The sequence below is a fragment of the Aquabacter sp. DMC10 genome (assembly GCF_056314145.1).
In genome coordinates, this window is the sequence record NZ_JBQUYX010000007.1 from 240879 (window position 1) to 257076 (window position 16198).

The 16198-nt window shown below is 67.2% G+C and carries 15 protein-coding genes; 5 read left to right on the forward strand and 10 right to left on the reverse strand.

Annotation, left to right across the window (positions count from 1 at the left end; genetic code table 11):
* Nucleotides 1-4: 4 nt before the first annotated feature.
* Complete coding sequence (locus ACT54L_RS19045) at nucleotides 5-400, reverse strand: thioredoxin family protein (protein ID WP_476087204.1); 396 nt, start codon at nucleotides 398-400, stop codon at nucleotides 5-7.
* A 286-nt stretch (nucleotides 401-686) separates the two neighbouring features.
* On the opposite strand from ACT54L_RS19045, the gene ACT54L_RS19050 reads away from it, so the two are divergent.
* Complete coding sequence (locus tag ACT54L_RS19050; protein ID WP_476087205.1) at nucleotides 687-1232, forward strand: adenine phosphoribosyltransferase; 546 nt, start codon at nucleotides 687-689, stop codon at nucleotides 1230-1232.
* Nucleotides 1233-1302: 70 nt separating this feature from the next.
* Here the strand turns inward: ACT54L_RS19050 and ACT54L_RS19055 are convergent, their stop codons facing one another.
* Nucleotides 1303-2973, reverse strand: a complete 1671-nt coding sequence (locus ACT54L_RS19055; protein ID WP_476087206.1) for an electron transfer flavoprotein-ubiquinone oxidoreductase — start codon at nucleotides 2971-2973, stop codon at nucleotides 1303-1305.
* Between the two features lie 162 nt (nucleotides 2974-3135).
* Here ACT54L_RS19055 and ACT54L_RS19060 point away from each other — a divergent pair, with 162 nt between their 5' ends.
* Nucleotides 3136-4020: a uracil-DNA glycosylase gene (locus tag ACT54L_RS19060; RefSeq protein WP_476087207.1), complete on the forward strand. Its 885-nt coding sequence runs from the start codon at nucleotides 3136-3138 to the stop codon at nucleotides 4018-4020.
* 109 nt (nucleotides 4021-4129) lie between these two features.
* On the opposite strand, the gene ACT54L_RS19065 is transcribed toward ACT54L_RS19060, so the two are convergent.
* The 6 genes from ACT54L_RS19065 to ACT54L_RS19090 all read right to left on the reverse strand — a co-directional run bounded on the left by ACT54L_RS19065 (nucleotide 4130) and on the right by ACT54L_RS19090 (nucleotide 11570).
* Nucleotides 4130-4639 carry a CYTH domain-containing protein gene (locus ACT54L_RS19065; protein ID WP_476087208.1) on the reverse strand — a complete coding sequence of 170 codons (510 nt, stop codon included), beginning with the start codon at nucleotides 4637-4639 and terminating at the stop codon, nucleotides 4130-4132.
* Nucleotides 4640-4784: 145 nt separating this feature from the next.
* Entirely contained in the window at nucleotides 4785-6242 is a 1458-nt protein-coding gene (gene pyk, locus ACT54L_RS19070) for a pyruvate kinase (RefSeq protein ID WP_476087209.1), read from the reverse strand.
* Between the two features lie 134 nt (nucleotides 6243-6376).
* A complete protein-coding gene (locus tag ACT54L_RS19075) occupies nucleotides 6377-7255 on the reverse strand; it encodes a 2-hydroxy-3-oxopropionate reductase (protein ID WP_476087210.1) in 879 nt (292 codons plus the stop codon).
* 96 nt (nucleotides 7256-7351) lie between these two features.
* Complete coding sequence (hyi, locus tag ACT54L_RS19080; RefSeq protein WP_476087211.1) at nucleotides 7352-8125, reverse strand: hydroxypyruvate isomerase; 774 nt, start codon at nucleotides 8123-8125, stop codon at nucleotides 7352-7354.
* 127 nt (nucleotides 8126-8252) lie between these two features.
* Nucleotides 8253-10028 (reverse strand): glyoxylate carboligase, encoded by a 1776-nt coding sequence (gcl, locus tag ACT54L_RS19085; protein WP_476087212.1) that lies wholly within the window; start codon nucleotides 10026-10028, stop codon nucleotides 8253-8255.
* A 150-nt stretch (nucleotides 10029-10178) separates the two neighbouring features.
* Nucleotides 10179-11570: a diguanylate cyclase gene (locus tag ACT54L_RS19090; protein WP_476087213.1), complete on the reverse strand. Its 1392-nt coding sequence runs from the start codon at nucleotides 11568-11570 to the stop codon at nucleotides 10179-10181.
* A gap of 405 nt (nucleotides 11571-11975) precedes the next feature.
* On the opposite strand from ACT54L_RS19090, the gene pncB reads away from it, so the two are divergent.
* Entirely contained in the window at nucleotides 11976-13268 is a 1293-nt protein-coding gene (gene pncB / locus ACT54L_RS19095; protein ID WP_476087214.1) for a nicotinate phosphoribosyltransferase, read from the forward strand.
* An 83-nt stretch (nucleotides 13269-13351) separates the two neighbouring features.
* Here the strand turns inward: pncB and wrbA are convergent, their stop codons facing one another.
* Nucleotides 13352-13951 carry an NAD(P)H:quinone oxidoreductase gene (gene wrbA / locus ACT54L_RS19100; RefSeq protein ID WP_209102110.1) on the reverse strand — a complete coding sequence of 200 codons (600 nt, stop codon included), beginning with the start codon at nucleotides 13949-13951 and terminating at the stop codon, nucleotides 13352-13354.
* A 312-nt stretch (nucleotides 13952-14263) separates the two neighbouring features.
* Here wrbA and ACT54L_RS19105 point away from each other — a divergent pair, with 312 nt between their 5' ends.
* Nucleotides 14264-14755: a hypothetical protein gene (locus tag ACT54L_RS19105; protein ID WP_476087215.1), complete on the forward strand. Its 492-nt coding sequence runs from the start codon at nucleotides 14264-14266 to the stop codon at nucleotides 14753-14755.
* 11 nt (nucleotides 14756-14766) lie between these two features.
* Here the strand turns inward: ACT54L_RS19105 and ACT54L_RS19110 are convergent, their stop codons facing one another.
* Nucleotides 14767-15123 carry a hypothetical protein gene (locus ACT54L_RS19110; protein WP_476087216.1) on the reverse strand — a complete coding sequence of 119 codons (357 nt, stop codon included), beginning with the start codon at nucleotides 15121-15123 and terminating at the stop codon, nucleotides 14767-14769.
* Nucleotides 15124-15275: 152 nt separating this feature from the next.
* Between ACT54L_RS19110 and ACT54L_RS19115 the strand changes: the two genes are divergently transcribed.
* Nucleotides 15276-16094 (forward strand): chorismate mutase, encoded by an 819-nt coding sequence (locus ACT54L_RS19115; protein ID WP_476087217.1) that lies wholly within the window; start codon nucleotides 15276-15278, stop codon nucleotides 16092-16094.
* The last annotated feature ends 104 nt before the right edge of the window (nucleotides 16095-16198 follow it).

Below are 16198 nucleotides of genomic sequence, written 5' to 3' on the forward strand. Positions count from 1 at the left end.
GGCCTCAGGCGGCGCTGTCCAGGACCTTGACCACCGCATCCTGCGTCACGCCCCAGGACATGCGGCCGGTCTCACGCCCGCCTTTATAGGCAATGAGCGTCGAGCGGGGCACGTCGAGCTTCGCCACCACATCCTTCTGCTGGTCGTAGGAGACGCGGAAGAAGGTTGCCGATGCATAGCGGGGCTCTGCCATCAGGCGATCGAGAATGCCCTCCTGCGCCCGGCATTGCAGGCACCAGGGTGCATAGACGTGAACGAACACCGGACCGCCGGCCTTAGTGGCGGCGGCGAAGGCCGCGGCCGTATAGGGTTGGAAAGCAGCGGCGGCCCGGGCGGGTGCGGCCAATGCCGCGGGCGCGGCGAGGGCGGCGAGGGCGAAGGCGCGGCGGGTGAGGGGCATGGCAGTCTCCGGTCTTGCGGGGCAGGCGGGTCGAGGCGCGCTCCGACCCCTCCAATACGCCCGGCGGCGAATCGCGGATCAGGCGGCCGCCCGTCTGGTCCCGGAGCCCGGGCCTGCCCAGGGGGAGAGAGGGGGAGAGGGCGCTTCCGTCACGAATGCGCGCCCCGCATTGAACGGGACGGGAGAGGCCGCGCATATTGGGCCGCTCCCGCGATTCCCAAACCGCGCGGAACCGGCGCTCGGCCCGATGGGGAGCATCCTGCGCCAAGACCATGAGACGGGGCCCATGAGCGATTTCAAGACCTACGATCTTTCCGCCGCCATCCGCACCATCCCGGACTATCCCAAGCCCGGCATCCTGTTCCGGGACATCACCACTCTGCTGGGCGATGCCCGTGCCTTCCGGCGGGCCATCGACGAACTGGTCCAGCCCTGGGCGGGCGCCAAGATCGACAAGGTGGCGGGCATCGAGGCGCGCGGCTTCATCATCGGCGGGGCGGTGGCCCATCAATTGTCCGCGGGCTTTGTCCCCATCCGCAAGAAAGGCAAGCTCCCCCACGAGACCGTGCGCATGGCCTATGCCCTGGAATATGGCCAGGACGAGATGGAGATGCATGTGGACGCGGTGGCGCCCGGCGAGCGGGTGATCCTGGTGGACGATCTCATCGCCACCGGGGGCACGGCTGAAGGGGCGGTGAAACTGCTGCGCTCCATCGGCGCGAAGGTGGAGGCCGCCTGCTTCATGGTGGACCTGCCCGATCTCGGCGGGGCGGACCGGCTGCGCGCCATGGGGGTGCCGGTGCGCGCGCTGCTGGCATTTCCGGGGCACTGAGCGGTCGGTCCAAAAGAAAATGGCCGGGGAAAACCCGGCCACTCACACGCGTCAGGGGTGAGGCGCGACCTCACATATTGGGATAGTTCGGCCCGCCGCCGCCTTCGGGCGCGGTCCAGACGATGTTCTGGTTGGGGTCCTTGATGTCGCACGTCTTGCAGTGCACGCAATTCTGCGCGTTGATCTGGAAGCGGGGGCCGGAGGGCTCCTCCACCCATTCATAGACGCCTGCGGGGCAGTAGCGGTTGGACGGGCCGGCGAACACGTCGTGCTCGGAAGCCTTCTGCAGCGCCATGTCCTTCACCTTGAGATGGACCGGCTGGTCCTCCTCATGATTGGTGTTGGAGATGAAGACCGACGACAGCTTGTCGAATGTGAGCACGCCGTCGGGCTTGGGATAGGCGATGGGCTTGCATTCCGAGGCCGGCTTCAACGAGGCCGCATCCGTCTTGCCGTGGCCGAGCGTGCCGAACAGCGAGAAGCCCAGGGTATTGGTCCACATGTCCACCGCACCAAGGCCGATGCCGATGAAGGTGCCGTACTTAGACCAGAGCGGCTTCACATTGCGCACCTTGCGCAGGTCCTCGCCGATGGCCGAATGGCGCCAGGCGCCTTCATAGCTTGCCACCTCATCATGGCCGCGCCCTTCGGCGAGCGCGGTGACCAGGTGCTCGGCGGCGAGCGCGCCGGAGAGCACCGCATTGTGGCTGCCCTTGATGCGCGGCACGTTGACGAAGCCGGCGGCGCAGCCCACCAGCACGCCGCCGGGGAAGGAGAGCTTCGGCACGCTCTGGTAGCCGCCCTCGGTGATGGCGCGGGCGCCATAGGAGATGCGCTTGGCACCCTCGAAGGTGTCGGCGAAGAAGGGGTGGGTCTTGAAGCGCTGGAACTCGTCGAAGGGCGAGAGGTAAGGGTTCTGGTAGTTCAGGTGGACCACGAAGCCCACCATCACTTGCTCATCCTCCATGTGGTAGAGGAAGGCGCCGCCGCCGGTCTTGTGGTCCAGCGGCCAGCCGAAAGCGTGCTGCACCAGGCCGGGATGGTGCTTTTCCTTCTTCACCTTCCACAGCTCTTTCAGGCCGATGCCGAACTTGCCCGGCTCGCGACCGGCATCCAGGCTGTACTTGGCAATGAGCTGTTTGGTGAGATGGCCGCGCGCACCTTCGGCGAACACCGTGTAGCGACCGCGCAATTCCATGCCGCGGGTGAACTCGGGCTTGGGCTGGCCTTCGCGGCCGACGCCCATGTCGCCGGTGGCGATGCCGGCGACCGCCCCCTTGTCGTCATAGAGGATCTCGGAGGCGGCAAAGCCGGGATAGATCTCCACCCCCAGCGCCTCGGCCTTCTGGGCGAGCCAGCGGCACACATTGCCCAGCGAGCCGATGAAGTTGCCGTGGTTGTTCATCAGCGGCGGCATGAGGAAATTGGGCAGGCGAACGCCGCCGCCGGCGCCCAGCAGGTAGAATCGGTCGTCCTCCACCTGCGTGACGAGGGGCGCATCGCTCTGGCTGCGCCAGTCGGGGAACAGCAGGTTGAGCCCTGAGGGGTCGATCACGGCGCCGGACAGGATGTGGGCGCCCACCTCAGAGCCCTTCTCCACCACCACCACCGAGACATCCTCGCCCCGTTCGCCCGCGAGCTGCTTCAGGCGGATGGCTGTGGCAAGGCCAGCGGGACCCGCGCCAACCACCACCACGTCATAATCCATGCCTTCGCGTTCTGGCAGCTCAGCTTCGCTCATCACCGCTTCCCTGGACCCGTGTTCTTGATCCTTGGAGTTTTTCCACGCTTGGCTCAGGATGACAATTCGATTGACGCACTGCGATCGAATTTGCCGCCGCGCAACGCGGTCGCGGGGGCGCGCCGGATGGGCTATCCTGGCGCTCCATCTCGCAGCGGCGCCATGACAGACTTCTCCCCCGACGAGCTTGCCGACCTTCTCGCCTTCCATCTGGAAGCCGGCGTGGACGTGGCCATTGGGGACGAGCCGGTGGATCGCTTTGCCGAGAGCGCGGCGGCAGCGCGGGCGCGGGCCGCCGCCTTCGTCGCTGGCGGCGAGCGCAATAGCACCGCCCCCGCAGGCGCACGCCCGGCGCCGGCGCCGGCCCCGCGCCCGGCACCCCGCGCCGCACCATCGATGGCGCCCGGCGGCATGATGGCCGCGCAGCCGCCCGACGTGGCGGAGATGGCCGCGCGCGAGGCGGCGCGCTCCGCTGAGAGCCTGGATGCCCTCCGGGCCATACTGGAAGGCTTCGACGGCTGCCCCTTGAAGCGCACGGCCACCCGGCTCGTCTTCGCCGATGGCAATCCTGAAGCGCGCATCATGTTCGTGGGCGAGGCGCCGGGCCGTGACGAGGATGTGCAGGGCCTGCCCTTCGTGGGCCGGTCCGGGCGGCTCTTGGACCTGATGATGGCGGCCATCGGCCTCGATCGGACCAGCGCCTATATCGCCAATGTCATTCCCTGGCGCCCGCCGGGCAACCGCACGCCCACCCCGCAGGAAACCGCCATCTGCCTCCCCTTCATCCGCCGTCAGATCGAGTTGGCGGACCCGGACATCCTGGTGTGCCTGGGCGGCCCCTCCGCACAGACGCTGCTGGGCACCAAGGAGGGCATCACCAAGATGCGCGGGCAGGTGGTGACCTATGATACCGGCCAGCGCACCATTGAGGCCCTGGCCACCTTCCATCCCGCCTATCTGCTGCGCACCCCCCTGGGCAAGCGGCTGGTGTGGCGGGATCTTCTGGCCATCGAGGCGATGCTCGCCAAAGGCGGGGCGCGCAGGTGAATGAGGCTGGAGCGCGTCCGTGCCTCAGCGCCGCACGGGTGGCCTTCCTAGTCTGGGTGTCAGACTGCCGTTCGCGTGTCTGCGGCGTGTCCTGTCGCGGGGCCGCGATCTAGTCCGACGGCTTGCAGCCACAGCCGCCGGTTTTCGCCGGGCCTTCGTCGCCGCTCATGGGCGCGCTGACGAGGGAGGAATTGCGGTAGCGGGGATCGTCGGTGACCTCTTCGCCCACCCACGGCGGCAGGGGCACCTGTTCTTCCGCATGGTCCAGCTCCACCTCGGCGACGACCAGCCCCTGATTGGCGGCAGCGAACACGTCCACCGTCCAGGTCTTGCCCTCGAAGTCGAGGGTGAACCGCTCCTTCTCGATCAAAGGCTTGGCGCAATGATCGCGCAGCATGGCCTCGGCGTCGGGGGCGGGGATTTCATACTCAAACTCGGCCCGGGACATGCCCTCGGTGGACCCCTTCACCGTGATGTAGCCGACCCGCCCCGCAAGGCGGATGCGCACCGTGGCGTCCGCGGAGATGCACAGATAGCCCTGGCTGTAGCGCTCACCAGTCGCGCGCTCTCGCCAACGATCATCGGTGACCAGGAACTTGCGCTCGATCTCGACGGCCATGGTGCCTTCCCGATGGATGCACCGCATCATCTTACAAACCGGCGGTGGGCGCCACCTCCCCAGGGAGGTGGGATGGCGCCCGCGCCACCACGGGATGGGCATCTCCCCGCGGCGGCATGTCGCGGGGAGGGGCGCGCCGCCCGCCTCAGGCGTCGTGCTTGCTGGGCGGGTCCGTGTCGCCGATGGTGGTGACACGCAGAATATTGGTGGTGCCTGGCTGGGCGAAAGGCACGCCGGCCGTGATGGTGAGCCGGTCGCCCGGCTTGCCCAGCGTCTCGCGGACGGCGATGCGTACCGCCGTGTCCACCATCTCGCCGAAGGAGTGGATGTCGCCTGGTGCATGTACGGCGTGCACGGCATAGGACAAGGCAAGGCGGCGGGCGGTGTCGATCCGGCTGGTGATGCCCAGGATAGGCTGGGCCGGACGCTCGCGCGCGGCACGCAGGCCCGTGGTGCCGGAAAGGGTGTAGGCGACGATGGCCTTGGCACCTACGGCCGTGGCGGTCTGGGTGGCGGCGCGGATCACCGCATCGCCGATGCCGTCGCCGCCGGGGGCAGGCATGGCATCCAGCACGCGGCGATAGCCGGGATCACCCTCCACATGACGGATGATGTCATCCATGAAGGCCACTGCCTCGCGGGGATATTGCCCCGCCGCGCTCTCGGCGGAGAGCATCACCGCGTCCGCGCCCTCATAGACGGCGGTCGCCACGTCCGAGACCTCCGCGCGGGTGGGCACGGGGGCGGTAATCATGCTTTCCAGCATCTGGGTGGCAACGATCACCGGGCGGCCGAAGCGGCGGGATTCGGCGATCATGCGCTTCTGGATGGCCGGCACTTCCGGCAGCGACAGCTCGACGCCCAGATCCCCGCGCGCCACCATGATGGCATCCGACAGCCGCACCAACTCGGTGAGGTGCTCCACCGCCGAGGGCTTTTCCATCTTCAGCATGATGGCGGCCTTGTCGCCCACCAGGGCGCGGGCCTCGTGAATGTCCTCGGGCCGCTGCACGAAGGACAGGGCGATCCATTCCACGCCCTTGGACAGGGCAAAGGCGAGGTCGGAGCGGTCCTTTTCCGTGAGCGGCGAAAGCGGCAGCACCACGTCGGGGATGTTGAAGCCCTTGTTGTTGGACAGGCGGGTGCCGCTGATGACCTGCGCATCCAGCCAGCCGGGGCCCTTGCCCACCACTTTCAGGCGCACTTTGCCGTCGTCGCACAACACGGTGGCGCCGACGGTGAGGGCTTCGATGATGTCGGGATGTGGGATCGGGACGCGGTTCTCGTCGCCCAGCGTCTCCACGTCCGCATCGAAGCGCAGGATCTTGCCGGGGGCGAAGGTGATGGCATTGTCCGTGAAGCGGCCGAGGCGGAGCTTGGGGCCCTGCAAGTCGGCGATCACGCCGATGGGGCGCCCGGCGTCGGCCTCGAGGGCGCGAATGCGGGCGAGGACCGCGCCATGGTCTTCCTGCGTGCCATGGCTGAAGTTCAGCCGGAACACGTCCACGCCCGCATCGAACAGGGCTTTCAGCATCTCCGGGCTGTTGGAGGCGGGTCCCACCGTCGCGACGATCTTGGTGGAGCGGGTGCGTCTCGTGGCCATGGCGTCTTCCCCCTGATGTCATTGGCCCAGCTGGTGCGGGCGGGTGTGTCCTGCGTTCCAAGCGGCGCTCAGGCCCGATCCGGCCGTTGGCGCGGGCCGGATCGGGCTTCATGCATAGAGCATGAGATGGGATGTCACGCCACGTCGTGGCCGGCCATCAGTTCCAGCGCCTTCACCAGGGCGGAATGGTCCAGCTTGGCGCCGCCGTGGGCGGAGACCGCATTGAAGAGCTCCTGCGCCGTGGCGGTGTTGGGCAGGGACACGCCCAGCGCGCGGGCCGAGGAGAGGGCCAGGTTCAGGTCCTTCTGGTGCAGCTCGATGCGGAAGCCCGGATCGAAGGTGCGCTTGATCATACGCTCGCCATGCACTTCGAGGATACGCGAGGTGGCAAGGCCGCCCATGAGCGCCTGGCGCACCTTGGCCGGGTCGGCGCCCGCCTTGGCGGCGAAGACGAGGCCTTCTGCCACCGCTTCGATGGTGAGCGCGACGATGATCTGGTTGGCCACCTTCGCGGTCTGCCCGGCGCCGACGCCACCCACCAAAGTGATGTTCTTGCCCATCTTCTCGAACAGCGGCTTCACCGTCTCGAAGGCGGCATCGCTGCCGCCCACCATGATGGTCAGCGATGCCGCCTTGGCGCCCACCTCGCCGCCCGAGACCGGCGCATCCAGATAATCGGCGCCCAGCGCCGCCACCTTGGCGGCGAACTCCTTGGTGGCGACGGGCGAGATGGAGCTCATGTCCACCACGATCTTGCCGGCGGACAGACCCTCGGCCACGCCGTCCTTGCCAAACAGCACCTTCTCCACATCCGGGGTGTCCGGCACCATGGTGATGATGACGTCCGCCTTGCGGGCGACCTCGGCCGGGGAGCCGGCCTCCACCGCCCCCTTGTCCAGCAGGTCCTGGGCGGGCTTGGAGCGGTTATGGACGAAGAGGGTGTGGCCGGCATCGATGAGATGTCCCGCCATGGGCCGGCCCATGATGCCGAGGCCGATGAAACCGACGTTCATGTGAAATCACTCCCTGAAATCTATGGGCGCGCCGCGCCCTGCGCGTCGCGGCTTTGATTGGCGATGCAGAAACGGGGGCCATCGCCCCCGTCGGTCTCAATAGGCCTTGAGCCAGCCGAGCCCTTCGTCGGTGGTGGTCTTGGGCTTGTATTCGCAGCCCACCCAGCCGGTATAGCCGGCCTCGTCCAACGCCTTCAGCACGAAGGGATAATTGATCTCGCCCGTGCCCGGCTCGTGGCGGCCGGGATTATCCGCCAGCTGCACATGCTTGATGCGCGGAAGCTGGGCGCGGATGGTGGTGACCAGATCCCCTTCCATGATCTGCATGTGATAGATGTCGTACTGGAAGAAGATGTCGTCCGCGCCCACCTCGTCGAACAGGGCCATGGCCTGCTTGGTATTGGTGAGGTGGAAGCCGGGCATGTCGCGGGTGTTGATGGCCTCAGCGACGAAGGGAATGCCGGCCTTCTTCAGTTCCGCCGCGGCGAACTTCAGGTTGGCCACCAGCGTCTCGTGGACCTTCTCCGGCGCCACATCCTTGGGGGTGAGGCCGCAGAGCACGTTGAGCGTCTTGGTGCCCAGCACCTTGGCATAGGCGATGGCGGTGCCCACGCTGTCCTGGAACTCGCCCACGCGGTCCGGCAGCACGGCGATGCCCCGCTCGCCCTTGGCCCAGTCGCCGGCCGGCAGATTGTGCAGGGCCTGGGTGAGGCCGAACTTGTGGAGGCGCTCGGCCACCTGCTCCGCCGGATAGGCATAGGGGAAGAGATATTCCACGCCCTTGAAGCCGGCTTGCGCGGCCTTCTCGAAACGGTCGAGGAAGTCGATCTCGTTCCAGAGCATGGTCAGATTGGCTGCGAACTGGGGCATTCACCTCTCCGCTGGCTGAGCCTTTGATATTGCTTGGTTTCGGCCCGCCCCGACGGCGCGGCCGCAAAGAGCCCTCCGGCGCAACGCGCGCCGGAGGGTCAAGTCTACCCAAAGTCCGGAGGGGAGGTCACTCCGCCGGTTCGGGCTGACGGACCTTCTCGACAGGAAGATCGAGAATGTCCTCGAACTCCGTCACCTTGTCGATCTCGACGCCCATGGCGATGTTGGTCACCCGCTCCAGGATGAATTCCACCACCACCGGCACCTGGTGCTCCTGCATCAGGGCCTCGGCGCGGGCGAAGGCGTCCTTGAACTCGTTGGGCGTGCGCACCCGGATGGCCTTGCAGCCGAGGCCCTCGGCCACCGCCACATGATCCACGCCGTATGCGCCGGCCTCCTCCGAATTGATGTTGTCGAAGGACAGTGACACCTCGAAGTCCATCTCGAAGCCGCGCTGCGCCTGGCGGATCAGGCCGAGATAGGAATTGTTCACCACCACATGGAGATAAGGCAGCTTGTGCTGGGCACCCACCGCCAGTTCCTCGATCAGGAACTGGAAGTCATAGTCGCCCGAAAGCGCCACGATCTTGGCATCGGGACGCGCCGCCCGCACGCCGAGCGCCGCCGGCAAGGTCCAGCCCAAGGGGCCGGCTTGGCCGCAATTGATCCAGTGGCGCGGCTCATAGACGTGCAGGAACTGGGCACCGGCGATCTGGGAGAGGCCGATGGTGGTGACATAGGTCACGTCGCGGCCGAACGCCTCCACCATCTCCTCGTAGACCCGCTGGGGCTTCAGCGGCACGTTGTCGAAGTGCGACTTGCGCAGCATGGTCCGCTTGCGGCCAAGGCAGTCCTGCGCCCAGGCGGAATAGTCCGGCAGAAGGCCCTTCGCCTTCCATTCGCGCGCCACCTCAAGGAACAGGTCGAGGGCCGCGCCCGCATCGGAGACGATGCCAAAGTCCGGTCCGAAGACGCGGCCGATCTGGGTCGGCTCGATGTCCACATGCACGAACTTGCGGCCCTTGGTGTAGACCTCCACCGAGCCGGTGTGCCGGTTCGCCCAGCGATTGCCGATGCCGAGCACGAAGTCGGACGCCAGCATGTTGGCATTGCCGTAGCGGTGCGAGGTCTGGAGCCCGCACATGCCGGCCATCAGCGGATGGTCGTCGGGAATGGTGCCCCAGCCCATGAGGGTCGGGATGACCGGCACGCCCGTCAGCTCGGCGAACTCCACCAATTGGGCGGAGGCATCCGCATTGATGATGCCGCCGCCGGCGACGATCAGCGGGCGCTCGCTGTTGAGCAGGAAAGACAGGGCCTTCTCCGCCTGGGCGCGGGTGGCCTTGGGCTTGTAGACGGGCAGCGGAGCGTAGGTTTCCTCGTCGAACTCGATCTCGGCGAGCTGCACGTCCAGGGGCAGGTCGATGAGCACCGGGCCCGGGCGGCCGGAGCGCATGACGTGGAAGGCCTGCTGGAACACCATCGGCACGAGCGCCGGCTCGCGCACGGTGACCGCCCATTTGGTGACCGGCTTGGCGATGGATTCAATGTCCACCGCCTGGAAGTCTTCCTTATAGAGGCGGGCGCGCGGCGCCTGGCCGGTGATGCATAGGATCGGAATGGAATCCGCCGAGGCCGAGTAGAGCCCGGTAATCATGTCGGTGCCCGCGGGGCCGGACGTGCCGATGCACAGGCCGATATTGCCGGCCACCGCGCGGGTATAGCCCTCGGCCATATGGGAGGCGCCCTCCACATGGCGCGCCAGCACATGGCGGATGGAGCCGCGGGCCTTCAGGGCGGAATAGAACGGATTGATCGCCGCGCCCGGAACGCCGAAGGCGCAGGAAATGCCTTCCTTTTCCAGAACACGGACAGCGGCGTCGACGGCACGCATGCGAGCCATGGCGTTTCCCCTTCTTTGACTTTCGTCGAGGATGCCGTGCCCGGTGCTTCGCTTCTATGGGAAGAAAAGGCATCACATTGATGCCCTGGCGGCAATAATCTTGCCGCGCCTCTGCCGCCCCTGACGCCGCTTATCGCCTTTGGAGAAAGCTCAGGACACCTCGACCCGGTTCCGGCCGAGATCCTTGGCCCGGTAGAGCGCCGCGTCCGCCTTGGAGATGGACTGGTCGCCGAAGGCGGCCTCATGCACCGGGTCGAAAATGTGGATGCCTGCGCTGATGGTCAGGTGAGCGAGAAGCCCCGTAGCGGCCTCGGTGCGGGCGCGGATGCGTTCGGCAATGGCGCGGGCCACGGTCTCTCCCGTGGCGGGCAGCAGCACCAGGAATTCCTCGCCGCCGAAGCGCCCGATGGTGTCCGAGGCGCGGGTGCCGTCCCGTAGGATGTCGGCGATGGCCTTGAGGGCGTGATCGCCTTCCAGGTGGCCGAAGCGGTCATTATAGGCCTTGAAGTGGTCCACATCGAACATGATGAAGGCGAGCGGCGCCTTGGAGGCGACGGCCGTGGCCAGCTCCTGGTCGATGTGCTGGCGTAGGGCGCGGCGGTTCAGGATGCCGGTGAGCGGGTCGACGGTGGCGAGCTCGGTGAGCTTGCGATTGGCTTCCTGCAATTCCTGCCCGCGCTGATGGAGCTGCTCAAGCAGGTCGGTCTGCGGGCCGATGTCCTGGATCTGGGCCACGCAGCAGCGGGGCGTGCCGTCCTCGTTGCGCACCAACGTGACGTCCAGCTGCGCCAGCAGCACGCCTCCATTCCCGCGCATGTAATGCTTCGTCAGCCGGTAGCCCTTGATTTCGCCGGCCACGAGGCGCCTGAGGTCATGGAGGTCCGCCTCCAGGTCTTCGGGGGCCGTGATGGCCTGGAAGGTGAGGCCGCGCAGCTCTTCTTCTGTATAGCCAAAGAGGGTGCAGGCGGCTTCGTTCACATCCAGGAAGCGCCCTTTCAGGTCCACCAGGGCCATGCCGATGGGCGCATTGTCGAAGGCCGCGGTGAACAGCCGCATGGCGTCCTGGCGCTCCACCTCCGCCGCCCGCCGGCGCACGTCCAGATGGTGACGCTCGATGGCGCGGCCGAGCATGTTGGCCAAAAGCTCAAGGAAGGCCTGTTCCTCAAGGGTGAAGGGCACGGTGCGGGGCGTGCTGCCGAGGAGGCTGAAGGTGCCGATGATGGTATCGCCGATTCGGATGGGGGCACCCACATAGGTCTCGAAGCCGGAGTCCTGGTGCAGCGGGTGGCGCTTCAGCTGCTCGTCCGTGGACAATTGCCAGATCAACCGGGTCTGACCGGTGTGCACCACCTCAGATGCGAAGGTGGCGTCCAGCGGCCAGCGATCCCCCGCCCGGAAGGAGACCGGCCGTTCCGACTGCACGCACAGGAAGGCAAAGATCCCGTCCTTGACGCTGCTGATGACGCCCGCATCCATGTTGAACAGGCTGCGTGCCTTGCTCAGATAGGCCTCGTAGAGGACGGCCAGATCATCGTCCCCCATATTCTGCAACAGCTGAAGGGCCCGGAGGGCTGCGACGGAACGGCGGGGCTTGCGCGACGGCTTGTCCACGCCCGAGGGGCCTGCACCCTGGGCCTGGCCTTCGGTCGCGGGGGCGTGACACGGCGGTATGGGATCGGGAAACATCAAGCGGCGCCTCGTCGCCGGGCAGGGGGCGTCCTCGGGAATCTTACGTATCTTTACGTAGGCCGAAGCGCCACCGAATTTCAAAAGGTTGACGTCGCAGCATCACCGGTTGTGGAGGGGTCGAAGGGAGCAACCAGGTCGTGGCCGTCGTGTGGAATTTCACCAATTGCATAATCGAACCATGGGGCTTGGCCCAGCCTGACCCGCCGGTGCTATAAGTCCAAAGACCAATCACAAGCGCGCTGGCCGCGGGGGGAAGCCATGACGGACATAGCGACGCGCGTCTATAACCACACCTGGAAGATCGATCCCATCGTTCGCTCGGTGCTGGATACGGACTTCTACAAGCTCCTGATGGGGCAGACCATCTTCCGCCGGCACCCGGCGGTGCGCGTCACCTTCGGCATCCACAACCGCTCCACCCATGTGCGGCTCGCGGACATCATCGACATTGGCGAACTGCGCGAGCAGCTGGACCATGTGCGCTCGCTTTCGCTCACGCGCGGCGAATCCACCTGGCTGCGCGGCAATATGTTCTACGGCAAGCGGCAGATGTTCTCGCCGGACTATGTGGCCTGGCTGGAACGCTTCCGCTTTCCCGCCTACCACCTGGAAAAGCGGGACGGGCAGTATGAGCTGACCTTCGAGGGGCCGTGGGTCGAGACCACCATGTGGGAGATCCCGGCGCTCGCCATCATCAACGAGTTGCGCTCCCGGGCGGTGCTGCGCAGCCTCGGCAAGTTCGAGCTGCAGATCCTCTATGCCCGCGCCATGACGCGGGTGTGGGAGAAGATCGAGTTCCTGAAATCGCTCGGCCGGGTCAACCTCGCCGATTTCGGCACGCGCCGTCGGCATGGCTTCCTGTGGCAGGACTGGTGCGTGCAGGCGCTCATCGAGGGCATGGGGGACACCTTCCTCGGGACCTCCAACTGCCTCATTGCCATGCGGCGCGAGGTGGAAGCGGCGGGCACCAATGCCCACGAACTGCCCATGGTCTATGGCGCGCTCGCCCGCAACGATGCGGAACTGGCCTGGGCGCCCTATCAGGTGCTGGCGGACTGGCAGGAGGATTACGAGGGCAATCTGCGGATCATGCTGCCGGACACCTATGGCACCTCCGGCTTCCTCACCCATGCCCCCGACTGGCTGGCAGGCTGGACCGGCATCCGCATCGACAGCAAGGAGCCCATCGCCGGCGGCGAGGAGGCCATCGCCTGGTGGCGCGCCCGCGGGCAGGACCCAACGGAGAAGCTGGCCATCTTCTCGGATGGCCTCGACATCGGCGAGATCGAGCGCATCTACAAGGTGTTCAACGGGCGCATGCGGCTCGGCTTCGGCTGGGGCACGCTGCTCACCAACGACTTCCGCGGGCTGGCGCCCGGCGGGGTGCTCGATCCCATCTCCATCGTGTGCAAGGTCATCTCGGCCAATGGCCATGGGGCGGTGAAGCTCTCCGACAACCCCACCAAGGCCATGGGATCGTCGGAAGAGATCGAACGCTACAAGCGCGTCTTCAACGTGGGCCCCCAGCAGGCGCGGCGCACCGTGGTCTGAAGGTGCCACCTTCAAGAATGGAAAGGGCCGGGACGCCTGCGCGCCCCGGCCCTTTTTATGTCTCGCCCGCTGCCGGCGATGGATCAGCCGAACAGCTTGGCGGCGGTCTTGGCGATCAGCTCGCCCTGGTGGCGGGCGCCGGCCAGTTCGATCTCGGAGGGCTGGCGCGAGCCGTCGCCGGCGGCGATGGTGGTGGCGCCATAGGGCGCGCCGCCGACCACTTCGGAGACCGTCATCTGGCCCTGGTGGCTGTAGGGCAGGCCCACGATCACCATGCCGAAGTGCAGCAGGTTGGTGATGATGGAGAAGAGGGTGGTCTCCTGGCCGCCATGCTGCGTGGCGGTGGACACGAAGGCGCCGCCAACCTTGCCGTTCAGCGCGCCGCGCGCCCACAGACCGCCGGCCTGGTCGAGAAAGGCGGCAAGCTGGGACGACATGCGGCCGAAGCGCGTGCCGGTGCCGACGATGATGGCGTCATAATGCTCAAGGTCGGCCACGGTGGCGACGGGCGCCTTCTGGTCGAGCTTGAAATGGGCACCCTTGGCGATCTCCTCGGGCACGGTCTCGGGGATGCGCTTGATGTCCACCTGGGCGCCGGTGCTGCGGGCGCCTTCCGCCACGGCTTCCGCCATGGTCTCCACGTGGCCGTAGGACGAATAATAAAGCACCAGGACCTTCGCCATTTTCATCTCCTATCCAGGACGTTCAGAAGCGCTCAGCGCTTGCACACGGATATGCCCCGAGCTCCTGTTGCGGCGCAAGATGTGCATCATTGCAATGGCAGCGAAGTCCGTTTGGGACTTTGCAAGGAGGCGGGGCTGGCGCACACTCACCCTACGTGCAGGGCGCTTCAGCCTTGCGCGGGAGGCCTGCGGGCCGTGCGTGCGGCGCTGCCTGGATCGGTGGGGGCCGACGGGCGGGCAATTCCTGATCGATGCTTGCCTGAGCGGACCGCGCGGCGCGATGTCGGCGGCCGTCCGCGCCTGGAGGACGCCATGACCTACCTTTCGGTGATCACTGCGGTACATACCTTCATCAGCCTCGCGGCCATCGTGGCCGGCGTCTTCGCGGTGGCCGACCTGTTCCGGCCGACCGCGGGCGGCGCGGCCATGCGGCTGTTCCTCTGGACGGCCTTCCTGACCAGCGCCACCGGCTTCCTGTTCCCCGGCCTCACCCTGACGCCGGCTGTGATTGTCGGCATCCTCGCCCTGCTGGTGCTGGCGGCTGTGGCCTGGGCGGGCCGGCGTCTCCATCGGGTGGGGCCGTATCGGGCCGTGTTCGGGGCAGGGGTGGTGGCGAGCCTCTATCTGCTCGTCTTCGTCGGCATTGCGCAGGCCTTCCAGAAGGTGCCGGTCCTGCATGCTTTTGCGCCCACGGGCGCGGAACCGCCGTTTGCGGTGACACAGGGGATCACGCTGCTGGGCTTTATCGTCCTGGGTGTCGCAGCCGCGCGCCGGGGGCGTGTGTCCAATGTTCGCCCCGCCTGAAGGATGATCGCTCAGGAGGCGGGGTGGCGGGCCCGGCTCACCAGGGGTTGTGCCGCCACGGAGAGCAGCGAGCGGTAGCGGCGGCGGGCGTCGGTGGAGGTGCCGCTGTCGCTGATGGCCGCTTCCTGGAGTTCTGCCAGGGCATAGGGGCTGGGTTCGGAGGGCAGGGCCACCACTTCAGGGACGGCGTCCAGCAGGTCCAGCACGTCCCGGGCGGTGAGCGCGGCCAGGGCATGGGCGATAAGGCGGCACTGATAGGCGCGCCGCTCCGGCGTCAGGCGATCCCACGGCTCCAGCAGCGGATAGCGCTCGCGGGCGGCCGCGTGGGCTTCCTTGGCCATCCGTTCCAGCAGGTCAACCGATACCATCACGTCCTCTGAACCGTGCGCCCCGATGGAGCCATGGGCGGATGCGCGAACCCGCGTCGGCCGGGAACCCCCCTCGACGCGCCCCCGCGCACTTGCCAGCATGGCGGCAGCCTGTTTCCGAAGCCTTTCCACTGCGGCCAGAGGTCAAGAACGTGCCATCTTGGTTAACACCGAATTACCGTTTCCCCCTCCAGGCCCCGATTGGCGGTGTTTTCCTCATCGCCTTGGCGGGGCTGGCTCAGGGCGGCCCGGCGGCGGCCCAGCAGGCGCCGCGTCCCCTGCCGGTGCTGCGCCAGGAGATCGACCGCATCGACGGTGAAATTCTCAAGCTTCTGGGCGAGCGCACGGCGGTCGTGGCGGAAGTGGGGGCGACCAAGACCGTGGCGGGAGGGCCGGTGTTCCGGCCCGGACGGCAGGCCTCGCTCATTCGCGTGCTCATCGGTCGCAGCGGGGGCGCCCCCCCGCCCCAGGCCATTGCCGCCATCTGGACCAACATCATCGCCGCCTCGATTCGCACCCAGAAGCCGGATTTCACCGTTCTGGTCGCGGACGGGGCGGGTGTCGCGGGCTATGGGGTCGCCAAGGACTTCTTCGGCGCCCAGATCCCGGTCCAGCCCGCGCCCGACCCGGAGGCCGCCGTCGCGGCCTTGGTGCAGGGCCGGGCGGATGCGGTGGCCTTGCCGGTGACGGGGGCGTGGTGGCGGCACTTGCCGGAGGGAGTGAACGTGGTGGCCAGCGCGCCCCTGGTGCGGGCATCGCTCCCGCCGGACCTCCTTGTTCTCGCCCGCCAGGCGCCCGATCCCTCCGATGCCGATCTCACCCTGGCAGTCCTGCCCGAGGGCGACACCGCCGGCCTGGTGCTGGCACGGGAGGGCGGCGAGATTCTCGTGGCCTTCGGTCCCGACCTTTCGCCGCCCGCCGGGGCGCGGCTGGTCGGGCGGGCCGCGCGGCCGGTTCCGCCGGCAGGCTAGCGCCGCAAAAACACTGGAAAGGAAAGCGATCCGGCGTCATATGGGCGTCGAAGGTACGCCCGTTTCATTCGCGCGCCGCAATCGCGCGGCACATAAGAGAGGCG